The organism is Kribbella capetownensis, from assembly GCF_004331485.1.
GTDB lineage: Bacteria > Actinomycetota > Actinomycetes > Propionibacteriales > Kribbellaceae > Kribbella > Kribbella capetownensis.
On the sequence record NZ_SJKD01000003.1, the window covers coordinates 39,234 to 60,922 of the forward strand.

Consider the following 21,689-nt stretch of genomic DNA (forward strand, 5'->3'; position numbering starts at 1 on the left):
GCCGCGCCGAGCTGTTGCCACTGGGCGCGGTCGTGGTTATGGTCGTGAAACCGGTCTCATGAAACCGGTTTCAACCGTAACGGGAGTTCAGCCGATGGGCAACAGCCGTGTCACGCTCCGCCGGGTCGCCGAGATCGCGGGCGTCTCCCCCGCGACCGTCTCGCGCGTCTCCAGGGGCACGACCCCGGTCTCCCCCGAGGTCCGCGACCGCGTCCTGCGGGTGATCGAGGAGCACGGGTACAAGCCCAGCCACTTCGGGCGTGCACTGGCCGAGCGCCGGCACGGCGCCTTGGGGCTGGTGTTTCCGGGCCTGTCCGGGCCGTACTTCTCCGAATTGATCCAAGGCTTCGAGGCCGAGGCGCTGGAGACCGGCGACAGCGTGCTGGTGCTGGCATCGCACTCGCGCGCCGACACCGACGCCACCGTGCTCGACCTGGCCGACCGGGTGGACGGCATGGCCATCCACGGCGGGACAGTGTCGACCGACACGATCGGCAAGGTGGCCCAGCAGATCCGCGTCGTGGTGATGGCCAGCGAGGCCGGTCCGGCGCAGGCCTCGGTCAGCGCCGCCAACGACACAGTGAAGGACCTGACGAGGCACCTGCTGGTCGACCACGGTTATCGCCGGCTGGCTTTCGTCGGGATGCCGGACGGCTCCCCCGACGTGACCGCCCGCTGGCAGGCGTTCCTCGCGGCGCACAAGTCAGCTCGCCGCAAACCACCGGCCGAGCCGATCCGGGTCGGGCTGCAGCAGTCCGACGGCGCGATCGCCGCGGAGCAGTTGCTCGATCGCGACGACCGGCCCGACGCGGTGGTCTGCGCGAACGACGAGACCGCACTCGGTCTCCTGCTGAGCGCGCTCGGCCGAGGGCTGCGGGTGCCGCAGGACGTCGCGATCACCGGCTTCGACGACATGCCGATGGCCGCCCTGGTGCGGCCCGCACTGACGACGATCCGGCAGCCGATCCGCGAACTGGCCGCGACCACGGCCCGGCTGCTGGCCGACCCGCTCGACCAGCCGGCCGGCGACATCGTGCTACCGACCGAGCTGGTGCTGCGCAGCTCGTGCGGCTGCGGGGGTGTGCCCTGATCCTGCGGAGCTGAGGGGATCGAACGTACGGGGATCGATGGGGGAAACCGCCAACGTCCGGCTGGGGCCGGACACACCCTGAGGAGGACTCCCGATGACGAGACGAGCACGGCTCAAGACCCTCATTGCCGCGCTGGCATGCGTCAGCCTGCTACTCGCCGGCTGTACCGGTACGGAGGGCCAGACAACGGCCAGTTCCGGCGACGGGATGGTCGACTTCCTCAACTACGGCGACTTCGGTGGCGGCGCCGCGCCGAAGCCGAACTACAACCCCTATCTCGAAACCACCAAGCTCAGCGCGGCGGACTACATCTACGAACCATTGATGTACGTCGAGGGCTACAGCTGCAAGGCACTCCCCTGGCTGGCCACGGCGTACCAGTGGACCGACCCGCAGACGCTGGTCTACACGGTCCGCGACGGCGTGAAGTGGAACGACGGCAAGCCGTTCACCGCGGCCGACGTCGCCTTCACCTTCACCATGATCAAGAAGTACCCGGCCCTCGACCTCAAGGGCGTGTGGACGTACCTGTCGGCGGTGAAGGCCGACGGCAACAAGGTGACGATGTCGTTCAAGAAGCCGGCCGCCTCCGTCTTCACCCTGGTGAGTGACGTACGGATCGTGCCGGAGCACGTGTGGTCGAAGGTCGCGGACCCGACGACGTTCACGAACGCGACCGCACCGGTCGGCACCGGCCCGATGAAGGTGAAGTCGTTCAACCCACGCCAGTTGGTCGTCGAGCGGAACCCGGACTACTGGCAGGCCGACAAGATCAAGGTCAAGGAACTGCGGTTCAACAAGGCCGACGCCGGTGGCCAGGTCGAGCAGCTCAAGCTCAGCCGCGGCGAGTACGACACCAACGCGATGTTCGTCCAGGACATCAAGAAGGCCTACGTCGACCGCGACCCGAAGAACCACCACTACTGGTACGCGCCGGGCGGCGTGATCAGCGTGTACATGAACCTGACCGAGACGCCGTTCAACGACGCGGCGTTCCGCAAGGCACTGACGACGGCGTTCAACCACCAGCAGGTCATCGACCGGGCCCAGCTCGGCTACGTCACCCAGGCCAGCCAGAGCGGCCTCGTCGTACCGGGCCAGAAGGACTGGCTGCCGCAGGGTCTGGCCGACGACGGCCGGATCAAGTACGACCCGGCGGCCGCCGACAAGGCGCTCACCGACGCCGGCTACACCAAGGACTCCAAGGGCCACCGGCTCGGCAAGGACGGCAAGCCGATCTCGTTCAGCTTCAAGGTGCCCGGCTCGTACGTCGACTGGGTCGCGGCCGCCGACATCCTGATCAAGAACCTGACCGCGCTCGGCTTCAACGTCACCAAGGACACCCCGACGCCGGAGGCGCACGACCAGGAACGGGCCACCGGCAACTACGACATGATGTTCGGCGTCCACGGCGGCGGCTGCAACATGTACGCGAACTTCAGCGACCCGCTGAACAGCGCCCGCACCGCCCCGATCGGCAAGAAGGCCGACAGCAACGAGATCCGCTGGCAGGACCCGAAGACCGACGAGCTGCTCAGCCAGCTGGAGACCTCGCCGGACGAGGGCACCCAGAAGCAGGCCGTGGCCGGACTGGTCGACATCATGATGAACCAGGTCCCGATGATCCCGATCTGGTACGGCGCCAAGTGGTTCCAGTACGACACCAAGAAGGCCGAGGGCTGGCCGAACGAGCAGGACCCGTACGCCGACGGCGGCAACGGCCTGGTCGTGCTGACCCACCTCGTCCCGTCGTCCGGGAGCTGACCGCCGATGCTGTACTTCGTCCGGCGGGCCGGGTTCTTCCTGGCCACCCTGTGGGCGGCGGTGACGCTGAATTTCCTGATCCCCCGGCTCCAGCCGGGGGATCCGGCCCAGGCGATGCTGAACCGCCTGCAGGGTGAGACCACGGCGGTCAACCCTGCCCAGCTCGAGGCCATCCGAAAGCTGCTCGGGACTCCCGACGGCAACCTGCTGTCGCAGTACTGGGACTATCTGGGCGCGATCTGCACCGGGCACTTCGGGGTGTCGTACTCGTACTTCCCCTACACCGTGACAGCCATGATCAGCAGCGCCCTGCCATGGACGCTGATCCTGGTCGGCGTCACGCAGATGCTGTCGTTCGCGATCGGCACGCTGCTCGGCGCGTGGGCGGCGTACCGGCGCAACTCGCGGGTGGACTCGGTCATCACACTCGGGTCGACGTTCGTCGGCACGCTGCCGTTCTTCTGGCTCGCGCTGCTGCTGATCTTCGTCTTCGCCATCACGCTGAACTGGTTCCCCGACGGCGGCGGGTACGGCGGCGGCAGCAGTCCGAGCTGGACCTGGCTGTTCGTCTCCGATGCGTTCCAGCACAGCGTGCTTCCTGCGGTGGCACTGCTGATCACGGGGCCGATCGGCTGGATCATCGGCATGCGCAACAACATGGTCCAGACCCTCGGCGAGGACTACGCGCGGCTGGCCCGGGCGAAGGGGCTGCCGCGGCGGCGGATCGCGCTGACGTACGGCGCCCGGATCGCGATCCTGCCGAACGTCACCGGGTTCGCGATCGCACTCGGCAGCCTGCTCGGCGGGACGGTGCTGGTCGAGACGATCTTCAACTACCCCGGGCTCGGCCGGCTGCTGCTGGAGGCGGTGTCGAACAAGGACTATCCGCTGATGCAGGCGTTGTTCCTGTTCACCACGATCGGCGTACTGACGGCGAACTTCCTGGCCGACGTGACGTACGGGTTCCTGGATCCGCGAGTACGACGGGCGGAGGCGGTATGACGACCACACCGGAAACCATCGACACCGAGGCCTTGCGGGTCACCGCGCTGGACGCCGACGCGTCCAGCCGGCTGCCCGGCTGGTTCGTGATCCTGTGGCGCAACGGGAAGTGCCGGGTGGGCATGCTGATGCTGGCGGCGTTCATCGTGATCGCCGTACTCGCTCCGGTGATCGCGCCGTACGGCCCGCGGCTCGACGAGTTCGGGGCGTCCGAGGGGCCGAGTGCCGCGCACTGGCTGGGCACCACGGCCCGTGGTGAGGACGTGTTCTCCCAACTCATCTACGGCGCTCGCACCTCGCTCATCGTCGGGCTGGTGGCCGGTGTGCTGAGCACACTCATCGCGATGGCCGTCGGTCTCACCGCCGGATACCTGCGGGGGGTGGTGGACGAGGTGCTCTCGTTCTTCATCAACCTCGGCCTGGTCGTGCCGGTGCTGCCGCTGATGATCGTGCTGGCCGGGTACGCGCCGGTGAAGGGGCTCGGGCTGATCATCATCGTGATCACCGTGACCGGCTGGGCGTACGGCGCCCGGATCAAACGCGCCCAGATCATCACGTTGCGGACCAGGGACTACATCACCGCGGCGAAGTTCGCCGGCGACAGCACGGCCCGGATCATCGCGTTCGAGATCGTGCCGAACATGATCTCGCTGATCGTGGTCGGCTTCATGGGTGCCGCGCTCGGCGCGATCGGCGCGGAGGCCGGTCTGGCGTTCCTCGGTCTCGGCGATCCGCAGACCGTCAGTTGGGGCACGATGCTCAACCAGGCCAGCCTCGGCGGCGCACTGACCACCGGCCAGTGGGCCTGGCTGGTGGCGCCCGGGCTCGCGCTCGCACTGCTGATCACCTCGTTCACGCTGATGAACTTCGGCATCGACGCGCTGAGCAACCCGCATCTGAGGGAGGACTGACATGGCTCTGCTCGAGGTCCGCGACCTGAGCGTCACGTACAGCCCGCGCGACTCCGCCGCCGTCCGGGCGGTGGACCGGGTCAGCTTCGAGGTCCACGACGGCGAGTTCGTCGGCCTGCTCGGCGAGTCCGGCTGCGGCAAGTCGACGCTCGGCAACGCCGTACTGCGGCTGCTGGACCGGCCGGCCGCGATCACCGGCGGCACGATCAGGTTCGACGGGCAGGACGTGACCACGACGCCCGAGGACGACCTGCGGTCGCTGCGCTGGGTCGACCTGTCCACCGTCTTCCAGTCGAGCATGAACTCGCTCAACCCGGTGATCACCGTCCGGCGCCAGTTCGCCGACACGTTCGAGGCCCATTCCGATGCCCTGGGCAACGACCTGGACGTCGACGCCCGCGCCACCGAGCTGCTCGAGATGGTGTCGCTGGACCGCTCGGTGCTGAGCCGGTTCCCACACGAGCTGTCCGGCGGCATGAAGCAGCGGGTCGCGCTCGCACTGGCGCTGGCTCTCGAGCCGCGGTTCGTGCTGCTCGACGAGCCGACCACCGGGCTGGACGTCGTCGTGCAACGCGACATCCTCGACCGGCTGCGCGTGCTGCAGGCGCGGCTCGGTTTCGCCGTACTGTTCATCAGCCACGATCTCGGCACGGTGATGGAACTGGCCGACCGGGTGATGGTGATGTACGCCGGGGAGATCGTCGAGGACCAGCCTGCCGCGGAGATGGTCACCCGCCACCTGCATCCGTACAGCGCCGGCCTGCTCGGTTCGTACGCCGACCCGCGAGACCAGGTCGTCGAGGTCGAGTTCATCCCGGGCCGGCCGCCGGACCTGTCGCAGCCGCACGCCGGCTGCCTGTTCCAGCCGCGCTGCCCGGTCGCGGTGGACGCCTGCCGGACCGTGCACCCGGAGCTGCTGCCGGCGAGTCTCGGCCAGGTGCGGTGCCTGCTCGTCGAGCAGTCCGGCGACGCCCGCGTCGTACTGGAGAAGGCGGCAGAGTTGCGCCGCCGTGATCAGGTGTTCGCCGCCGGCTTGTCGGAGCGCGCCGATGCGGAGCCGGTGCTCGTGGTGGACGGTGTCAGCAAGGTCTACAAGACCAGGCGCGGACTGAACACGACTCTCACCCAGGCCGTGGACGACGTGTCGTTCGCGCTGCGGCCGGGTCAGGTCACCGCGCTGGTCGGCCAGAGCGGTTCGGGCAAGACGACGATCGCTCGCATCCTCACCGGCGTGGAGCGTCCGACCGCCGGGTCGGTCCGGTTCAAGGACGAGCCGGTCGACCACCTCGGACGCGGGGCGCTGCGGAAGTACCGGCGGCATGTCCAGCTGGTCTTCCAGGATCCGTTCTCGGCCCTCAACCCGACCCGGACTGTCGCGTACGCGCTCAGTCGTCCGCTCCGCAACCACCTCGGTCTCACCGGCGCCGAGGCCCGTGCGCGGGCTGCCGAGCTGCTCGAGACCGTCGGGCTGAGCCCGGCGGACCAGTACCTGGACAAGCTGCCGCACCAGCTGTCCGGCGGGCAGCGTCAGCGCGTAGTCATCGCACGGGCCCTGGCACCCGAGCCCGAGGTGGTCGTCGCCGACGAGCCGATCTCGATGCTCGACGTGTCCATCCGCGCCGAGATCATCGCGCTGCTCGACCAGTTGGTCCGCGATCGCGGTATCGCCATGCTCTACATCACCCACGACCTGCTCAGCGCCCGGCTGCTCGCTGACGAGGTTATGGTGCTGAACCAGGGCGTGATGGTAGAGCGCGGCCCGACGCTCGACGTCATCGCAGAGGCCAAGGACCCCTACACCCGCAAGCTGCTGGCCGCCATCCCTCGCCCGGGCGCGCGGGACATCGCCTGAACCACGCGCCCGGGGACGGGGATCAGACGGTGACCTGGATCAGGACTGCCGACGGCTGCGGCAGGTCGAGCTCGAGAACTCCGGCGGTGACCTCGACCGGCTCGGCCGCCAGCTGGTCGGCGCGATGCAGTTCGACCCACTGCGCGTCCGTCGGCCAGTTCTGTACGCCGATCCGCTTGGCAAGGGTCGTGATGTCGCCGTGGTCGGCGTCCAACCGGGTGACTCGCGCCGTACCGCCGTCCTGCAGGCGCAGCCGGATGGTACGACGGAGAGTGGAATCGCCACCCGCCTTGCCCTGGTCCAGCGTGTGGTTCCAGACCAGGATGCTCAGGCTGCCGTCGTCATGCCGTGAGGCCCAGGCCTGCACCAGCCCGTCGGCGCCGTCGCCGGATGCCTCGACCGGCAGCTCGGTGTCGCCGAGCCGGGACAGCAGGTGCAGCGCGTGGTAGCGCGCCTTGGCGATCCCGCCGGCGGTGATCAGCCCGAACCCGCCGTGCAGCAGCCGCGGCGGCCGGCCGAGCTCTTCGAAGTGGTCGCTCGCCACCCAGTAGGACAGCGCGTCCAGCCGGCCCGACGCCGAGTGCATCCCGTGCAGCAGGAACGTCGCCGAGGAGACGCTGTCGTTGACGGGGTTGAAGTGCGTGGGAGTCACACCCCATTCGGTCCACAGGATCCGCGCCGTACTGCCGTAGCGGGCCAGCGTCGGCCGCAGGTCGAGCGGCGAGTTGCCGTAGGTGTGAGTGGTGACGAAGTCGACCGGCGCTCCGGACCGGCTGGTGTGCTCCAGCAGCTCGTCCACCCAGCCTGCGGCGGCCGACGACGGTCCGCCCACGGCGAGCCGCGGGTCGACCGCCTTCACCGCGGCGGCCGTCACGTCGTACAGGCGCATCCACTCGTCGCGGGTGCTGGACCAGAACACCTCGAGGTTGGCCTCGTTCCACACCTCGAAGTCCCAGCGCAGTACCTCGTCCGCGCCGTACCGGTCGATCAGGTGCCGCACCAGCGCGCCGATCAGATCCGACCAGCGATCCCAGTCCTTCGGCGGCGAGATGATGCCGCCGTACTCGAAGACGGTGCGATCCGGGTCGCTGGCCAGGTCGCGCGGCATGAAGCCGAGCTCGACGCACGGGCGCAGGCCGATCGCGAGCAGCTTGTCGTACACCTCGTCGATCCGGCTGAAGTCGTACGCCGGTTCGCCGTCGACCTCCCGGTAGACGCCGAGGTCGTCGTGCAGGATCGCGTGCGCCCGTACGGTCGAGACGCCGATCTCGTCGTGGACGCGGCGCAGCGCGGCCTCCAGTTCGGTCCCGATCACCTGGCCGCCGGAGGTGTCGGTGCACAACAGTTGGCTCAGCCGCTCGCTGCCGATCATCGGCTGCCAGGGCTTCGCGAGCGGCGTACCGTCCGCTGTCGTGGTGACGGTCAGGTCGACCACTGGGACGCTTCCGTCCGCGGGCTTGGCAGTGGCGGTGACCGGATCGCCGACCTCGCCGTGCTCGGTCACGGTCGGCACCGAGGCGACGGCGTAGTCGTAGGCGATGCCGGGCTCGCCGGTGGTGTCGACGTACCACGTCTCTGGGACCGACAGGACGTCGCCGCCGAGGTGGTCGACGGGCGCCAGGCCGGCGCGCGGCGAACCGGCCGGCGCACGGTGCACGAGGTAGCCGATCGCGCCTTCCACCGGCTCCCAGCGCAGCGTCACGTGTCCGAGGCCCTCGACGACGGTGAGGCCGGCGGGCGGTGGCAGCTGCGGCATGGGGACGGTCTCGCGCTCGTCGGAACGACTCGCGATGCGTTGCTCCCAGTTCTCGCGGGCGGTGGTGCCGGTGCTCATCAGTCCTCCAGGGCGTTTGGTCTGAAACCGGTTTCAGACCACCCCATCTCACTCCGGGCGAGGTGTCAAGGCGGATTTCAGGACCGACGGTATGCGCGCGGCGACACACCGAAGTGGGACCGGAACCGGCGCGACAGGTGGAACTCGTCCGCGAAACCGAGGGTCCGCGCGATCTCCCGGTGGGTCAGATCGGTCAGCCGCAGCAGGGTGGCCGCGGCCTGGAGCCGACGCACACTCCGGTACGCCGCCGGCGTCTGGCCGACCTGTTCGGTGAACCGGCGCCGGAAGGTGTCGTAGCTCAGCCCGGACTCGGCGGCCACGGTCGCCAGGTCCGTGCTCGCGGTGAGGTCGTCGGCCAACCGGCCCATCGCGTCCACGATCTCCATGCTCACGTCGGGACTGTCCGCGGTGTCGTCGGTGTCGATCAGCCAGTCGGCCAGCGCCAGCAACTGATGCTCCGCGACCCGGCGCGTCCGCGGTGGCGAGCGCAGTACGGTGCGCAGGGCCTCGATCGACGGCGGGGGCACCGGGTACCGCGGACCGGCCCCGGCCAGGTGGGCGAGCGAGTCGAACAGCGGTCCGGTGAAGACGACGAACAACTCCGTCCACCGCTCCCCCGCATCGGTGCCGTACGTGTGCGGGAACCCTGGCGGCACGATCGTGTGCGCGCCCGGCGTGATCCGCTCGTCGCGCCCGTCCGCGTCGCGATAGTTGCCCTCACCACCGATCAGCACCGACAGCACGTACGCGTCCATCACCCGCAGCGTCGACGGCATGATCGGCTCGTCGTCGACCAGTTCGCCCGCGAGCACGATCTGACCTAGCCGGGTCACCCGCCCGTCGGAGATCGCGACGACCGTCCGCTCCGCCATGGCGGCCACGGTACGCCAAAATGTTCATGCCGCGGTCGCGCGGAGACATTCTCTGCCGGTCCCCGCCGCCCTAGCGTTTGAGGGGTAGGAACGATCCGACCGACCGGAGGACCGCATGACGACCTCGACCGACCTGATCACGCCCCAGCACCTGGCCCAGTTCCGCGACGAGGGCTACTTCGTGCTGGACAGCGTGCTCACCGACGAGCAGCTCGAGCTGCTGCGCGGCGGAGCGCAGTACTCGATCGACAAGCTCGACGCCGCCATGGACGAAGCCGGCACCGACTCGCTCGGCATCAACCACCGGGGCAAGCGGTACTTCAGCAGCATGATCTACCAGGACCGGCCCGAGCTGCGGCAGTTCCTGTTCAGCGACACAATGGCCGAGATCTGCCGGGCGACGCTGGGCGACGACGCCTTCCTGTTCTGGGAGCAGTACGTGATCAAGGCCGGCGACCCGGACACGGCGTTCGCCTGGCACCAGGACTCCGGCTACGTGCACGAGGACCACGACCCGTATGTCACCTGCTGGATCGCCCTCGACGACGTCACCGAGGAGAACGGCTCGGTCTACCTGCTGCCGTACTCGCGGTCCGGCATCAAGTCGTACATCAAGCACATCCAGGACCCGGAACTCAACGACATGGTCTGCTACTTCGGCTCGGATCCCGGCATCCCGATGACCGCGAAGGCCGGCTCGATCGTGGTCTTCTCCAGCGTCGTCATCCACCGCAGCGGGGCGAACCTGACCGACCGGAACCGGCGCGTGTACATCGCGCAGTACTCCAAGGAGGTCATCCCGGCCAAGGACGGTACGACGGCCCACGGCGCGTTCGACCCGTTCCTCGACGGCGGCCGCATCATCACCGACCGTTGACGGTCAGGAGCTGCGCGGCGCGTACATGATCACGACGACGCCGACGAGGCAGATCGTGGCACCGAGGAGGTCCCAGCGGTCCGGACGGAAGCCGTCGACCACCATTCCCCACGCGAGCGAGCCGGCCACGAACACACCGCCGTACGCCGCGAGGATGCGGCCGAAGTTCGGATCCGGCTGGAAGGTCGCGACGAAGCCGTAGGCACCGAGCGCGATCACGCCACCCGCGATCCACCACAGACCCCGATGCTCGCGCCAGCCCTGCCAGACCAGCCAGGCACCACCGATCTCGGCCAGCGCGGCCAGGACGAAGAGCGCCACGGACCGCAGTACGGTCACAGGCGCTCGCCCTGGCCGAGCTCGGTGAATGGGAGTGGGCAGTTGGGATCGCCCGCACAGGTCTGCAGGTCGTCGCAGCCGGCCGCGATTCCCGCGCGCAGGGTGTCGGCGATGACGGTGAGGTCGGCGATCTTCGCTTCCACAGCGGTCAGCTTCTCGCGAGCCCGTGCCTGCAGCCCAGCTCCCTCGCCGAGCGCATGCCGATGCCTGGCTGTGTTGAGCAGCTCGGACACCTCAGTCAGCGTGAACCCGAGCCGCTGCGCCGCTTTGATCACGCGCAACGTGGTGACCGCAGCCTCCGGGTAGACGCGATGCCCGCCAAGACTCCGCACCGGCTCGTCGAGCAGACCGCGGCGTTCGTAGTACCGCAGGGTCTGCAAGTTCACGCCGGCGGCGGCTGCCACCTCGCCGGATCTCACGCCGGCAGCCGATCCGCCAGTCCATCCAGTACGGCGACTTGCGTGGCAGGTACGCCGATGCGCAGGTGGAAATGGCCGTCGGTTGGTTCGGTGAGGGTGAAGGCGAAGAACGAGCAGCACTCGGTCTCGCGGGCGGTCAGGTCGGCGGTGGTGTCGCGGCCTTCGGCTGCGAGGGTCAGGTCGAGTGTCTGGGGGTCGACGCGGTTGGCGTTGCGGAGATGGTCCGCGAAGAGTTGGTCGAACTCGGCCACGCGGAGCGGTTGCTCTGCGGTCGGTAGGGTGCAGGCGGCCGGAGCCCAGGTGAGGTGTTCGGTCATGACATCGACGGTAAACCTGTACCCAAGTACCGGATGCAACTAGTCGGGCTGATCGGTCCAGGTCAGTACGTACGCCACCGCGCCGAAACGGACCTGGTCGCCTGGCCGGACCCGGACCGGGGTGGTGAGGCGCAGACCGTTGACCTCTGTCCCGTTCATCGAGCCGAGGTCGCGCACCATCCACCCGTCGTTCACGTACCGGAGCTCCGCGTGGAACCGGGACACGGACAGGTCGGCCAACCGCAGCGTCGCACCCGGCCCACGACCGATCCGGACCGTCGGCGATCCTGGCGCCGGCAATGCGAGCCCGGGCGGCGGCAGAGCGGGCGTCTTCTGCACGACTGCAACCCGCGGAAGGGACCCGAGCCGCTCGAGAAACCCGAACCACGCACCGACGACCCCACCCGGCTGCTCAGGTGTCCCGGCACCCGGCCAGCCGTCCGCCCGCGCTGGTGGCCGGGCCGGGCTGGGGCTGCGGATGACTTCCAGCCGGGGCAGTCGAGAACGGAAGTCCCGGAGCCGGCGCGTGACGCGTGGCTCCTCGCGAGGCAGGTCGCGAATGGCGTCGGCGAGTTCGCCGCGGCTCTGGGCGCGCAGCACAAAGTTCATCCGGCGGACGAAGGTGTCGTGTGAGAGCCGACCGGTCCCGGCGCCCTCGCGCAGGATGGCCAGGGCACGATCCCGCTCGGCGTCCGACGGACGCGTCCCCTCCGCCGGAACCGATGTCATCTCAGCATTGTCCGGTCCGGTCCGGTTCACTGTCCACCGAACCCCGGGGGCGGCCGGGGACCAGCTCAGCGGTACTGGATCCGGTAGGCGACGTTTGCATCGCCCTGCGAGAGCCCGATGTTCGAGATCCCGACGACCAACTGGTGACCGTTGGCGTCGTTCCGGTACGTCACGTACGTCGTACCTGCCGCACCCTCAGTCGTGATCCGGCGCCAGGACGGTCCGCCGGACGCGGAGATGTTCGTCAACGCCTTCGTCACCGCGGGCGTCGCGTAGTACGTCATCCACTTCGTGTCGCCGCGACCCCAGGCGCGGACCAGGTTGTCGGACCACTGCACCGCGTTCCACGCACGCGGTTCGTTGGCGAAGCTCACGACTCTGGCGGCGTGCCAGCCGTCCGGACCGCGCAGCTCCGGCGCGGCGTTCGCCACCCCGAGGGTGAGATTCCCGCCGCGGGCGTCGTCGTGGTAGGTCACATAGATCGTCCCGGCAGCGCCTTCCTCTGAAATCCTGCGCCAGTGGATCCCACCGGGCGACGCCTGGGCGAACAGAGCCCGCGTGACGTCAGTCGTGCCGTAACAAGCTGTCATTCTCGTGTCACCGCGACCCCAGGCGCGGACCAATCGGTCCGCGTAGGTGACCGCATCGAGCCGAGCGACCGACGCACCGCACGAGGCGGTCGTCTGAGCACCGGCAGCAACGGCCGGAGCCGCCGAACCGCCGAGCACGAGCGGGGCAGCAACCGCGAGCGCGGCCGCCATCCCGCCGGCCTTGGATAGACCCTTGATCTTCATGATCAACCTCCCGAGTTGGTCATTTCGTCCTCACTGGTTCGACGCGCCCGATCGCCCACGAGTTGGCCGTGGGTGAGAATGACGGGATGCGACTGCCTGTGATGCCACCGGTCAAGCCGATGCTCGCCAAGCCCGTGAAGGAGATCCCGCGCGGGGAGATGAGCTACGAGCCCAAGTGGGACGGGTTCCGCTCGATCATCTTCCGGGACGGGGACGAGGTGGAGATCGGCAGCCGGAACGAGAAGCCGATGACGCGCTACTTCCCCGAGCTGGTCGAGGCGGTGAAGGCGAACCTGCCGGAGCGCTGCGCGATCGACGGCGAGATCATCGTGATCGGTGCGTCCGGCGACCGGCTCGACTTCGAGGTGCTGCAGCAGCGCATCCACCCCGCCGCGAGCCGGGTGAACATGCTGTCGGAGAAGACGCCGGCGCGGTTCGTCGCGTTCGACCTGCTGGCGCTCGGCGATGACGACTACATGGAGCGTCCGTTCGGGGAACGGCGTACCGCTCTGATCGACGCGTTGGCTGGAGTGAAGGCGCCGATCCATGTCACGCCGGCGACGACCAACCGCGACACGGCCGCGGAGTGGTTCGAGCAGTTCGAGGGCGCGGGTCTGGACGGGCTGATCGCGAAGCCGTTGGACGTCACGTACCAGCCCGACAAGCGGGTCATGTTCAAGGTCAAGCCGGAGCGCACGGCGGACTGTGTGGTCGCCGGGTATCGCGTGCACAAGAGCGGGCCGGACCGGATCGGGTCGCTGCTGCTCGGGCTGTACAGCGACGACGGCACGCTCGCCAGTGTCGGCGTGATCGGTGCGTTCCCGCTCGAACGGCGCAAAGAACTCTTCCAGGAGATGCAGCCGCTCGTCACGACGTTCGACGATCACCCGTGGGCGTGGGCGAAGCAGGAGGAAGGCGTGCGTACGCCGCGCAACGCCGAAGGCAGCCGGTGGCAGGCAGGCAAGGACCTGTCGTTCGTGCCGCTGCGGCCGGAGCGCGTGGTCGAGGTTCGCTACGACCACATGGAAGGCATCCGCTTCCGCCACACCGCACAGTTCGTCCGCTGGCGCCCGGACCGCACCCCTGAGTCCTGCACCTACGAACAACTTGAGGAGCCAGTCAAGTTCGACCTGGCCGACGTACTCTCCAGCGCCCAACGCTGATGCAGGTTCTGTACGACGTCTACGCCCGGATCCTGCGACGCCAACTGGCCGGACTGCCGATACCGCGGCACATCGCGATCGCGATGGACGGCAACCGCCGGTGGGCACGCCGGACCGGGTACGACGACGTGCGGATCGGCCACCGGTTCGGCGCAGAGCATCTGGAGCTGTTCCTGCGTTGGTGTTCCGAGGCGGGCGTGCACTGCGTGACCGCCTGGGTCGCGTCGGCGGACAACATCCGGCGCCGCGACTCGGCCGAGGTCGACTACCTGATGCAGCTCACCGAGACGGTCCTGGCCGAGCATGTACGGCGTGACCACCGCTGGCGTCTCCACGTCGCGGGCCAACTTGATTTGTTGCCTGATACAACCGCTCGCGCACTGAAGGAGGCGGTCGAGGAGACCCGCGACCGGACGGATGCGGGTGACCTGACGCTCGCGATCGGATACTCGGGCCGGCTCGAGGTGGTGGACGCCGTACGGGCTGTGCTGGACGAGGCTGCGGCTGCCGGGCGTTCGCTGGAGGATGTCGCCGACGAGCTGAGCGAGGACGTGATCGGCCGGCACCTCTATCTGCCTGAGCTGCCGGATCCCGACCTGGTGATCCGGACGAGTGGGGAGCTCCGGATGTCGGACTTCCTGTTGTGGCAGGCAACGCGCTCGGAGGTCGAGTTCTGCGACCTGTACTGGCCCGCGTTCCGGCAGGTCGACCTGTTGCGGGCACTCCGGACCTATGGGCGTCGGAGACTGGAACGATTCAGTTGATTGTTTGAGGGGGTGGCTCGGCCGGGAGCGAATACATCGGGCCTTCTTGGGGGCACTATGGAGGCATACCGACTGGTAGGAACCGGAGGTTGCGATGTACGACGTCGTACTGCTCGTCGAACAGGAACTATCGGCGCCGGACGCGAAACGCGTCGTTGAACTGCACCAGGACATGCCCGAGTCCGTCACGTATCACGTGCTCGTGCCGTGCCACAACGCCGAGGCGGGTGTGGAGGCCTCGATCAGCGCGCTGGGCACCGCGGACCTGTACGGTCCAGGGCTGGCCAGTCAGCGCCAGGATCTCGCCGAGGCGCAGAAGGCGATCGACACCGAGGCGAAGGGCTGCAGCGGACGCAGCGTCCAGCGGCTGCGCGACCTCGGGCAGCACGCGGAAGGCGGCATCTCGCACGACCGCCCGATCGACGCCCTGATCGCCACCGTGGACCACGTGCAGGGCCAGGAAGTCATCATCCTGACCCGGCCACACGTGGTGGCCGAGTTCTTCCACCTGGACTGGACCAATTCCGCCCGCCGCCACCTCGGCGTACCGGTCCTCCACCTGCTGGAACACGACCCAGAGAAGGCGTCCGCTTCGTAGCGGTCAGAACCGGAGCATGACTGCGTAGGTGACGCCGACCGCGAGGGCGGCCATCAGCAGCGACACCGTGGTGCGGATCGTTCGGTCGCCGGTTTCGCCGTAGTGGCGGCCGTCCTCGGAGTGATACGCGAGTTTGTAGCCGGCGTAGCCCGCGGCGAGAGCCAAGGCCAGTCTGATCATCGTCCGCTCCCCCTCACTGCCCCTCACAACCAAAGTAGCTCGCTCAGACGCCGGCAGCGGATCCGGTCTCGGCGAACTGGGTGTGGTACAGGTCGGCGTACTCCCCGCCCTGGGCGAGCAACTGCTCGTGCGTACCCCGCTCGACAATGTTGCCGCGGTCAACGACCAGGATCAGGTCGGCGTTCCGCACCGTCGACAAGCGGTGCGCGATCACGAGCGACGTACGCCCTTCCAGCGCGGTGTCGAGCGCCCGCTGTACGGCGACCTCGGACTCGGAATCCAGATGGGCCGTGGCTTCATCCAGTACGACGATCTGCGGTGCCTTCAGCAACAAACGCGCGATCGCGAGGCGCTGCCGCTCGCCACCGGACAGCCGGTGGCCACGGTCCCCCACCACGGTCTCGAGGCCGTCGGGCAGGGACGACACCAACGTCCACACCTGCGCGGACTTCAGGGCCTCGATCATCTCGTCGTCGGTGGCGTCCGGCTTCGCGTACGCGAGGTTCGCCCGGATCGTGTCGTGGAACATGTGCGCGTCCTGCGTGACGTACCCGATCGTGTCGTGCAGCGACTGCAGCGTCACCTCGCGGACGTCCTGCCCACCGACCCGCACGGCCCCGCCGGTCACGTCGTACAGGCGGGCCACCAGGTTCGTGATCGTGGTCTTGCCGGCGCCCGACGGGCCGACCAGCGCGACCATCTGGCCGGGCTGGACGGCGAAGTTCACGTCTTCGAGCACCTGCGAGGACACCCGCTTGTCGAGCACAGCAACCGACTCCAGGCTCGCGAGCGACACCTGCTCGGCCGTCGGGTAGGCGAACGCCACGTGGTCGAACTCGACCCCGGCCCGCTCACTGCGCAGTTCCCTGGCATCCGGAGCGTCTTTGATCATCGGCTCGAGGTCGAGCACCTCGAAGACGCGCTCGAACGAGACCAGCGCGGTCATCACGTCGACCCGCACGTTCGACAGTGCCGTCAGCGGGCCGTACAGCCTGCCGAGCAAGGCGACCAGGGCCAGCAGGGTCCCGACGGTCAGCGTCTCGCGGACAGCCAGGTTGCCGCCGACGCCGTACACCAAGGCGGTCGCCAATGCGGCGACCAGGGTGAGTGCCGTGAAGAACACGCGGCCAAGCATCGCGATCCGGATGCCCAGGTCGCGGACCCGTCCGGCTCGCTCACCGAAGTCCTTGTTCTCGATCGACGGCGTACCGAACAGCGTGACCAGCAGTGCTCCGCCGACGCTGAACCGCTCGGTCATCGCCGTCGACATCTCGGCGTTGAGGTTCATCTGCTCGCGCGTCAGCGCGGCCAGTCGGCGACCGAGGATCCGTGCCGGGATGAGGAACACCGGCAGCAGCAGGATCGCCACCACCGTCAACTGCCAACTCAGCACCAGCATCGCGCCGACCACGAGGATCAGGCTGATGATGTTCGAGACCACGCCGGACAGCGTCGAGGTGAACGCCTGCTGCGCGCCGATCACGTCGTTGTTGAGCCGGGACACCAACGCGCCGGTCTGCGTCCGGGTGAAGAACGCGACCGGCATCCGCTGCACATGCCCGAAGACCTTGGTCCGCAGGTCGAAGATCAGCCCTTCGCCGATCCGCGCGGAGAACCAGCGCTGCATCAGCCCGAGCCCGGCCTCGACCACCGCGAGCAGGGCGACCACCAGCGCGAGCGCGGTGACCAGTCGGGCGTTCCCCTTGGTGATGCCGTCGTCGACGATCTTCTTGAACAACAGCGGCGAGGCGATGACCATGAACGCCGACAGGATGACCAGCACCAGGAACACCGAGATGTACCAGCGGTACGGCTTCGCGAACCGCGCGATCCGGCGCAGTGTGCCCTTGGCGAGCTTCTGCCCGGTCACGGACGAATCCTGGCGCCGCCAGCCGTAAGCGCCCATGCCGGCGCGTGCCATCCCTGAGGACATGCAGTTCCTCCCCGCTCCTGTGTCGTGAAGCTTCACAACAGTTCAGGTCATCACAATGTTCCCACTGACCGTCATGCAACCAATGGTTGCGGATGCTCTGAGAGTGCTCTACAGTCATAGGCAACCAAAGGTTGCGAAAGGACGGTGGGTGAGATGGCGGACCGGACCATCGAGCGGGAGATCCGGGTGGAGGCAGCGCCCGAGGTGGTCTACGAGGTGATCAGCTCGCCGGAGCACCTGCGCGAGTGGTGGCCTGACGATGCGGACCTCGACCCGGTCGCCGGCGCCACCGGGACCGTCTCGTTCGGTGAGAAGCCGGACGGGAAGGTCGTTGCGCTCACGGTCGTCGAGGCCGACCCGCCGCGACGGTTCGCCTTCCGGTGGGACTATCCGGAGGGCGAGACCGCCACCGAAGCGAACTCGCTGCTGGTGACCTTCGACCTCGTCGCCGCTGGCACGGGCACCGTCTTGCGCTTCGCCGAGACCGGGTTCGACGAGGCGTCCGAGGCGCAGTACCGCGATCACATCAACGGCTGGAACTACTTCCTCCCCCGCCTCGTCCCGTACGTCGACCGGCTGGTGTCCGCGCCGTGATCGACGACGGGCTCTGGTCGGCGGTCGGCGATCCGACCCGGCGACGGATGCTCGACCTGCTGCTCGCGAACGGCGGCGGGACCGCGACCGGCCTGAGCGATCAACTGCCGGTCACCCGGCAGGCCGTCGCCAAACATCTCGCCGTCCTTGAGCGGGTCGGCCTGGTGCACGCCAAGCCGGCGGGGCGGGAACGGCGCTACACCGTGGACGAATCACAGCTTGCCCGAGCGATCGCGCAACTGACCTCGGTCAGTGACGCCTGGGACCGCCGGCTCCAGCGCATCAAGCGGATCGCCGAATCCATTCAACGCAGTACAGACACCTGAACGAGAGGTACTCCCATGCTCGACATCTTGCACCGCGTCGGAATCACGGCGTCCCCCGAGGACGTCTCGAAGGCCCTCACCACGATCCCTGGCCTCGCAGGCTGGTGGACCGACGACACCCAAGGCGACGATTCCGTCGGCGGCGTGATCGACTTCCACTTCCCCGTCGCCGGCGGCTCGTTCGGCATGAAGTTGCTGGAGACCAGGCCCGGCGAGCTCGTGCGCTGGGAGGTCGTGCACGGTCCCGAGGAGTGGATCGGCACCGAGGTCCGCTTCGACCTCAGCACGGCCGACGACTACACGATCGTCCTGTTCAAGCACGAGGGCTGGAAGGAGCCGGTCGAGTTCATGTACCACTGCAGCACCAAGTGGGGCTCGTACCTGCTGAGCCTGAAGAAGTACGTCGAGACCGGTACGGGCGACCCCGCGCCCCGCGACGTACAGATCAGCAACTGGCACTAGGGCCACCCCACCCCACCCCACCCCGGCCCACCCCGGCCCGCCCCGCCGCCGCACGACCCCGCCGACCCCGCGCCACGCATTCCATGGGTTATCCACTGAAATCACCGGTTCTTCCCCCAAAACGCGAGGTGACAACCGGCAATTGCAGGGGTTATCCGTCGAAATGACCCGGCGGGTCGACGGCCGGCGCTGTGCTTGGAGGCCGGACTGCGCCGGCCGGATATGTGGTGGGTCGTGCGTCTCGACAGGAGGTGTCACGCCGGACACGTACTCGGCACGCTCAGCAGTACCTGCGCGAGGCGCCGACCGCTCGACACCTCCTGTCCGCGTGTCCGGCCCAGGCGACCTCGAGCACGGGTCGACCAGATCGGCGGAGCGCTGGTGGTCGGTTGGTGCACAAGGTCGCGCGTTTGCCCCAACATCACCAGCGTCCTGGCCAGGTACATTTCGGCGTTCAGCTGAGGGTTGCGAGGAGCTCTTTGAGGCGGCGTTCCTGGGCCTCGCGTTCGGCCTTCAGCTGGTCCTGGTAGGAACGGTCCGCGGCACCGAGGAGCAGGGCCTTGGTCTCGCGGATCGCGCCGGGCAACGGGGCGAGGAGCGCGTCGGTCAGATCGTTGACCGTCCCGGCGAGCTCCTCCGGTGGTACGACGATGTTCGCCAGACCGAGTTCCTTCGCCTCGCTCGCCTCCACCCACCGGGTGGTCGCGCAGAGCTCCAGCGCTCGCGAGTAGCCGACCAGCTGCACGAGCGGTTGGGTGCCACCGAGGTCCGGCACCAGGCCGAGGGCGGTCTCGCGCATGCTGAAGCGGACGTCCGGCGTGACGACGCGGAGGTCGCAGGCCAGCGCCAGTTGGAAGCCGGCGCCGATGGCGTGGCCCTGGACCGCAGCGATGCTGATGATCTCCGGCCGCCGCAACCAGGAGAATCCCGCCTGGAACCCGGCAATCAGCTCGTGCACCTCGGCGGTGGGCTTCGCCCCGAGCGTGAGCAACGCCTCCTGGCCGTCGACGCCCTCACCCATCATCAGCCGCCGGTCGAGTCCCGCCGAGAACGACGGCCCCTCCCCCGACACCACGACCACGCGAACGTCGGCCGGCAGCGTCGTACCGAAGTCGGCCAAGGCCCGCCACATCGCCGGGGTCTGCGCGTTCCGCACCTCGGGCCGGTCCAGCACGACCCGAGCCACCGGACCCTCCACCGTCAACCGCAGTTCCTTCATGCGAGGAACATTACTCGCGATTAACTTAGGCGAGCGACACCAGGTCGGCGTAGTCGTTGGTCCAGAGATCCTCGACGCCGTCCGGAAGCAGAAGGACGCGCTCTGGTTCGAGGGCCTCGACGGCGCCCTCGTCGTGGGTGACCAGCACGATCGCACCGGCGTACGAGCGGATCGCGTTCAGCACCTCGGCGCGCGAGGCCGGGTCCAGGTTGTTGGTCGGCTCGTCGAGCAGCAGAACATTTGCGGCCGAGACGACCAGCGTCGCCAGCGCGAGCCGTGTCTTCTCGCCACCGGACAGCACCTTGGCCGGCTTCTCCGCGTCGTCGCCGGTGAACAGGAACGAGCCGAGCACGCTGCGCGCCTGCGTCTCGTTCAGATCCGGGGCCGCGGACTTCATGTTCTCCAGCACGGTCCGGTTCACGTCGAGCGTCTCGTGCTCCTGCGCGTAGTACCCGAGCTTGAGCCCGTGCCCGTCGATCACCTCGCCGGTGTCGGACTTCTCCAGCCCGGACAGGACTCGCAGCAGCGTGGTCTTGCCGGCACCGTTCAGCCCGAGTACGACGACCCGCGAGCCGCGGTCGATCGCGAGGTCGACGTCGGTGAAGATCTCCAGGGAGCCGTACGACTTGGACAGTTCGCGCGCCATCAGCGGCGTCTTGCCACACGGCGCCGGTGTCGGGAACGCGATCTTCGCGACGCGGTCGGTCTTGCGCTCGTCCTCGAGCGAGGACATCAACTGCTCGGCCCGCCGCAGCATCTGCTGAGCCGCGGTCGCCTTGGTCGCCTTGGCGCGCATCTTGTTCGCCTGGTCGACCAGCTGGGTCGCCTTCTTCTCCGCGTTCGCCCGCTCGCGCTTGCGCCGCCGTTCGTCGGCCTCGCGCTGCGTGAGGTACGCCTTCCAGCCGACGTTGTAGACGTCGATCTCGGCCCGGTTCGCGTCCAGGTGGAAGACCCGGGTGACGGTCTCCTCGAGCAGGTTCACGTCGTGGCTGATCATGATCACGCCGCCGGGGTACGACTTGAGGAAGTCGCGCAGCCAGATGATCGAGTCCGCGTCGAGGTGGTTGGTCGGCTCGTCCAGCAGCAGCGTCTCCGCCTGGGCGAACAGGATCCGGGCCAGCTCCACCCGGCGGCGCTGACCACCCGACAGCGTGCCCAGCGGTTGCCCCAGCACCCGATCCGGCAGCCCCAGGTTCGCCGCGATCCGGGCCGCCTCCGACTCGGCGGCGTACCCGCCGGCCGCGTGCAGGTCGGCCTCGGCCCGCTCGTAGCGGCGCATCCCCTTCGCGCGGGTTTTGTCGTCCGCGCTGGCCATCGACTTCTCCGCGCTGCGCAATCGGCGTACGACGTCGTCCAGGCCGCGGGCGGACAGGATCCGGTCCCGGGCCAGGATCTCCAGATCCCCGGTCCGCGGGTCCTGCGGGAGGTAGCCGATCTCGCCGGAGGTGGACACCGAGCCGCTGGCCGGCAGACCCTCACCGGCCAGGATCTTGGTCAGCGTGGTCTTGCCGGCGCCGTTGCGGCCGACCAGACCCACCTTGTCGCCGGGTCCGACCCGGAACGAGGCGGGCGCGAGCAACTGCCTGGCACCGACGCGGACCTCGAGGTTGGAGACAGTGATCATCGCGGTCGCAGGCGTCCTCAGGGTC

General features: G+C 68.5%; 23 protein-coding genes. 12 read left to right on the plus strand and 11 right to left on the minus strand.

From position 1 onward, the window contains the following. Window positions 1-94: 94 nt before the first annotated feature. The 5 genes from E0H75_RS14930 to E0H75_RS14950 all read left to right on the plus strand — a co-directional run bounded on the left by E0H75_RS14930 (window position 95) and on the right by E0H75_RS14950 (window position 6,620). Window positions 95-1,090 carry a LacI family DNA-binding transcriptional regulator gene (locus tag E0H75_RS14930; protein WP_131514159.1) on the plus strand — a complete coding sequence of 332 codons (996 nt, stop codon included), beginning with the start codon at window positions 95-97 and terminating at the stop codon, window positions 1,088-1,090. Between the two features lie 94 nt (window positions 1,091-1,184). Then, window positions 1,185-2,855, plus strand: coding sequence for an ABC transporter substrate-binding protein (locus E0H75_RS14935; protein WP_131514160.1), 1,671 nt, complete (start codon window positions 1,185-1,187; stop codon window positions 2,853-2,855). 6 nt (window positions 2,856-2,861) lie between these two features. Then, on the plus strand, window positions 2,862-3,857 hold the full coding sequence (locus E0H75_RS14940; RefSeq protein WP_131514161.1) for an ABC transporter permease: 996 nt from the start codon (window positions 2,862-2,864) through the stop codon (window positions 3,855-3,857). Continuing rightward, on the plus strand, window positions 3,854-4,768 hold the full coding sequence (locus E0H75_RS14945; protein WP_131514162.1) for an ABC transporter permease: 915 nt from the start codon (window positions 3,854-3,856) through the stop codon (window positions 4,766-4,768). The genes E0H75_RS14940 and E0H75_RS14945 overlap by 4 nt, the downstream gene beginning before the upstream one ends. 1 nt (window position 4,769) lies before the next feature. Continuing rightward, window positions 4,770-6,620 carry an ABC transporter ATP-binding protein gene (locus E0H75_RS14950; protein ID WP_131514163.1) on the plus strand — a complete coding sequence of 617 codons (1,851 nt, stop codon included), beginning with the start codon at window positions 4,770-4,772 and terminating at the stop codon, window positions 6,618-6,620. 22 nt (window positions 6,621-6,642) lie between these two features. Here the strand turns inward: E0H75_RS14950 and E0H75_RS14955 are convergent, their stop codons facing one another. Further along, window positions 6,643-8,454, minus strand: coding sequence for a GH39 family glycosyl hydrolase (locus tag E0H75_RS14955; RefSeq protein ID WP_131514164.1), 1,812 nt, complete (start codon window positions 8,452-8,454; stop codon window positions 6,643-6,645). 77 nt (window positions 8,455-8,531) lie between these two features. Continuing rightward, window positions 8,532-9,326 (minus strand): helix-turn-helix transcriptional regulator, encoded by a 795-nt coding sequence (locus E0H75_RS14960; protein ID WP_131514165.1) that lies wholly within the window; start codon window positions 9,324-9,326, stop codon window positions 8,532-8,534. Window positions 9,327-9,441: 115 nt separating this feature from the next. Here E0H75_RS14960 and E0H75_RS14965 point away from each other — a divergent pair, with 115 nt between their 5' ends. Next, window positions 9,442-10,203 carry a phytanoyl-CoA dioxygenase family protein gene (locus E0H75_RS14965; RefSeq protein ID WP_131514166.1) on the plus strand — a complete coding sequence of 254 codons (762 nt, stop codon included), beginning with the start codon at window positions 9,442-9,444 and terminating at the stop codon, window positions 10,201-10,203. Between the two features lie 3 nt (window positions 10,204-10,206). On the opposite strand, the gene E0H75_RS14970 is transcribed toward E0H75_RS14965, so the two are convergent. From E0H75_RS14970 to E0H75_RS14990, 5 genes are all read right to left on the minus strand, one after another. Continuing rightward, the gene (locus E0H75_RS14970; RefSeq protein WP_131514167.1) at window positions 10,207-10,542 is read right to left on the minus strand and encodes a YnfA family protein; all 336 of its coding nucleotides are present in this window, start codon (window positions 10,540-10,542) and stop codon (window positions 10,207-10,209) included. Further along, window positions 10,539-10,961, minus strand: coding sequence for a MerR family transcriptional regulator (locus E0H75_RS14975; RefSeq protein ID WP_131514168.1), 423 nt, complete (start codon window positions 10,959-10,961; stop codon window positions 10,539-10,541). The genes E0H75_RS14970 and E0H75_RS14975 overlap by 4 nt, the downstream gene beginning before the upstream one ends. Continuing rightward, window positions 10,958-11,278 (minus strand): hypothetical protein, encoded by a 321-nt coding sequence (locus E0H75_RS14980; RefSeq protein ID WP_131514169.1) that lies wholly within the window; start codon window positions 11,276-11,278, stop codon window positions 10,958-10,960. Before E0H75_RS14980 ends, E0H75_RS14975 begins: the two co-directional genes overlap by 4 nt. 39 nt (window positions 11,279-11,317) lie before the next feature. Continuing rightward, a complete protein-coding gene (locus E0H75_RS14985) occupies window positions 11,318-12,007 on the minus strand; it encodes a DUF1707 and FHA domain-containing protein (RefSeq protein ID WP_131514170.1) in 690 nt (229 codons plus the stop codon). Between the two features lie 65 nt (window positions 12,008-12,072). Beyond that, the gene (locus E0H75_RS14990; RefSeq protein WP_131514171.1) at window positions 12,073-12,801 is read right to left on the minus strand and encodes a hypothetical protein; all 729 of its coding nucleotides are present in this window, start codon (window positions 12,799-12,801) and stop codon (window positions 12,073-12,075) included. Window positions 12,802-12,887: 86 nt separating this feature from the next. Between E0H75_RS14990 and E0H75_RS14995 the strand changes: the two genes are divergently transcribed. The 3 genes from E0H75_RS14995 (at window position 12,888) to E0H75_RS15005 (ending at window position 15,326) form a co-directional block, all read left to right on the plus strand. Beyond that, window positions 12,888-13,964, plus strand: a complete 1,077-nt coding sequence (locus E0H75_RS14995) for an ATP-dependent DNA ligase (RefSeq protein ID WP_131514172.1) — start codon at window positions 12,888-12,890, stop codon at window positions 13,962-13,964. Continuing rightward, window positions 13,964-14,728: a polyprenyl diphosphate synthase gene (uppS, locus tag E0H75_RS15000; RefSeq protein WP_131514173.1), complete on the plus strand. Its 765-nt coding sequence runs from the start codon at window positions 13,964-13,966 to the stop codon at window positions 14,726-14,728. The genes E0H75_RS14995 and uppS overlap by 1 nt, the downstream gene beginning before the upstream one ends. Before the next feature lie 94 nt (window positions 14,729-14,822). Beyond that, complete coding sequence (locus E0H75_RS15005; protein ID WP_131366465.1) at window positions 14,823-15,326, plus strand: hypothetical protein; 504 nt, start codon at window positions 14,823-14,825, stop codon at window positions 15,324-15,326. A gap of 3 nt (window positions 15,327-15,329) precedes the next feature. Here the strand turns inward: E0H75_RS15005 and E0H75_RS43070 are convergent, their stop codons facing one another. After that, window positions 15,330-15,506: a hypothetical protein gene (locus E0H75_RS43070; RefSeq protein ID WP_165553758.1), complete on the minus strand. Its 177-nt coding sequence runs from the start codon at window positions 15,504-15,506 to the stop codon at window positions 15,330-15,332. 43 nt (window positions 15,507-15,549) lie between these two features. After that, the gene (locus E0H75_RS15010; protein ID WP_131514174.1) at window positions 15,550-17,439 is read right to left on the minus strand and encodes an ABC transporter ATP-binding protein; all 1,890 of its coding nucleotides are present in this window, start codon (window positions 17,437-17,439) and stop codon (window positions 15,550-15,552) included. 153 nt (window positions 17,440-17,592) lie between these two features. Between E0H75_RS15010 and E0H75_RS15015 the strand changes: the two genes are divergently transcribed. Genes E0H75_RS15015 through E0H75_RS15025 form a run of 3 tightly spaced genes read left to right on the plus strand, consistent with a single transcriptional unit; the run spans window position 17,593 to window position 18,821 of the window. After that, window positions 17,593-18,033 (plus strand): SRPBCC domain-containing protein, encoded by a 441-nt coding sequence (locus E0H75_RS15015; protein WP_131514175.1) that lies wholly within the window; start codon window positions 17,593-17,595, stop codon window positions 18,031-18,033. Next, window positions 18,030-18,359 (plus strand): ArsR/SmtB family transcription factor, encoded by a 330-nt coding sequence (locus tag E0H75_RS15020; RefSeq protein ID WP_238163026.1) that lies wholly within the window; start codon window positions 18,030-18,032, stop codon window positions 18,357-18,359. The genes E0H75_RS15015 and E0H75_RS15020 overlap by 4 nt, the downstream gene beginning before the upstream one ends. A 15-nt stretch (window positions 18,360-18,374) precedes the next feature. Continuing rightward, window positions 18,375-18,821, plus strand: a complete 447-nt coding sequence (locus tag E0H75_RS15025; RefSeq protein ID WP_131514176.1) for an SRPBCC family protein — start codon at window positions 18,375-18,377, stop codon at window positions 18,819-18,821. A 454-nt stretch (window positions 18,822-19,275) separates the two neighbouring features. On the opposite strand, the gene E0H75_RS15030 is transcribed toward E0H75_RS15025, so the two are convergent. Both E0H75_RS15030 and abc-f read right to left on the minus strand, forming a co-directional pair. After that, window positions 19,276-20,040, minus strand: coding sequence for an enoyl-CoA hydratase/isomerase family protein (locus E0H75_RS15030; protein ID WP_131514177.1), 765 nt, complete (start codon window positions 20,038-20,040; stop codon window positions 19,276-19,278). A 25-nt stretch (window positions 20,041-20,065) separates the two neighbouring features. Then, the gene (gene abc-f, locus E0H75_RS15035; RefSeq protein ID WP_131514178.1) at window positions 20,066-21,664 is read right to left on the minus strand and encodes a ribosomal protection-like ABC-F family protein; all 1,599 of its coding nucleotides are present in this window, start codon (window positions 21,662-21,664) and stop codon (window positions 20,066-20,068) included. Between the last annotated feature and the right edge of the window lie 25 nt (window positions 21,665-21,689).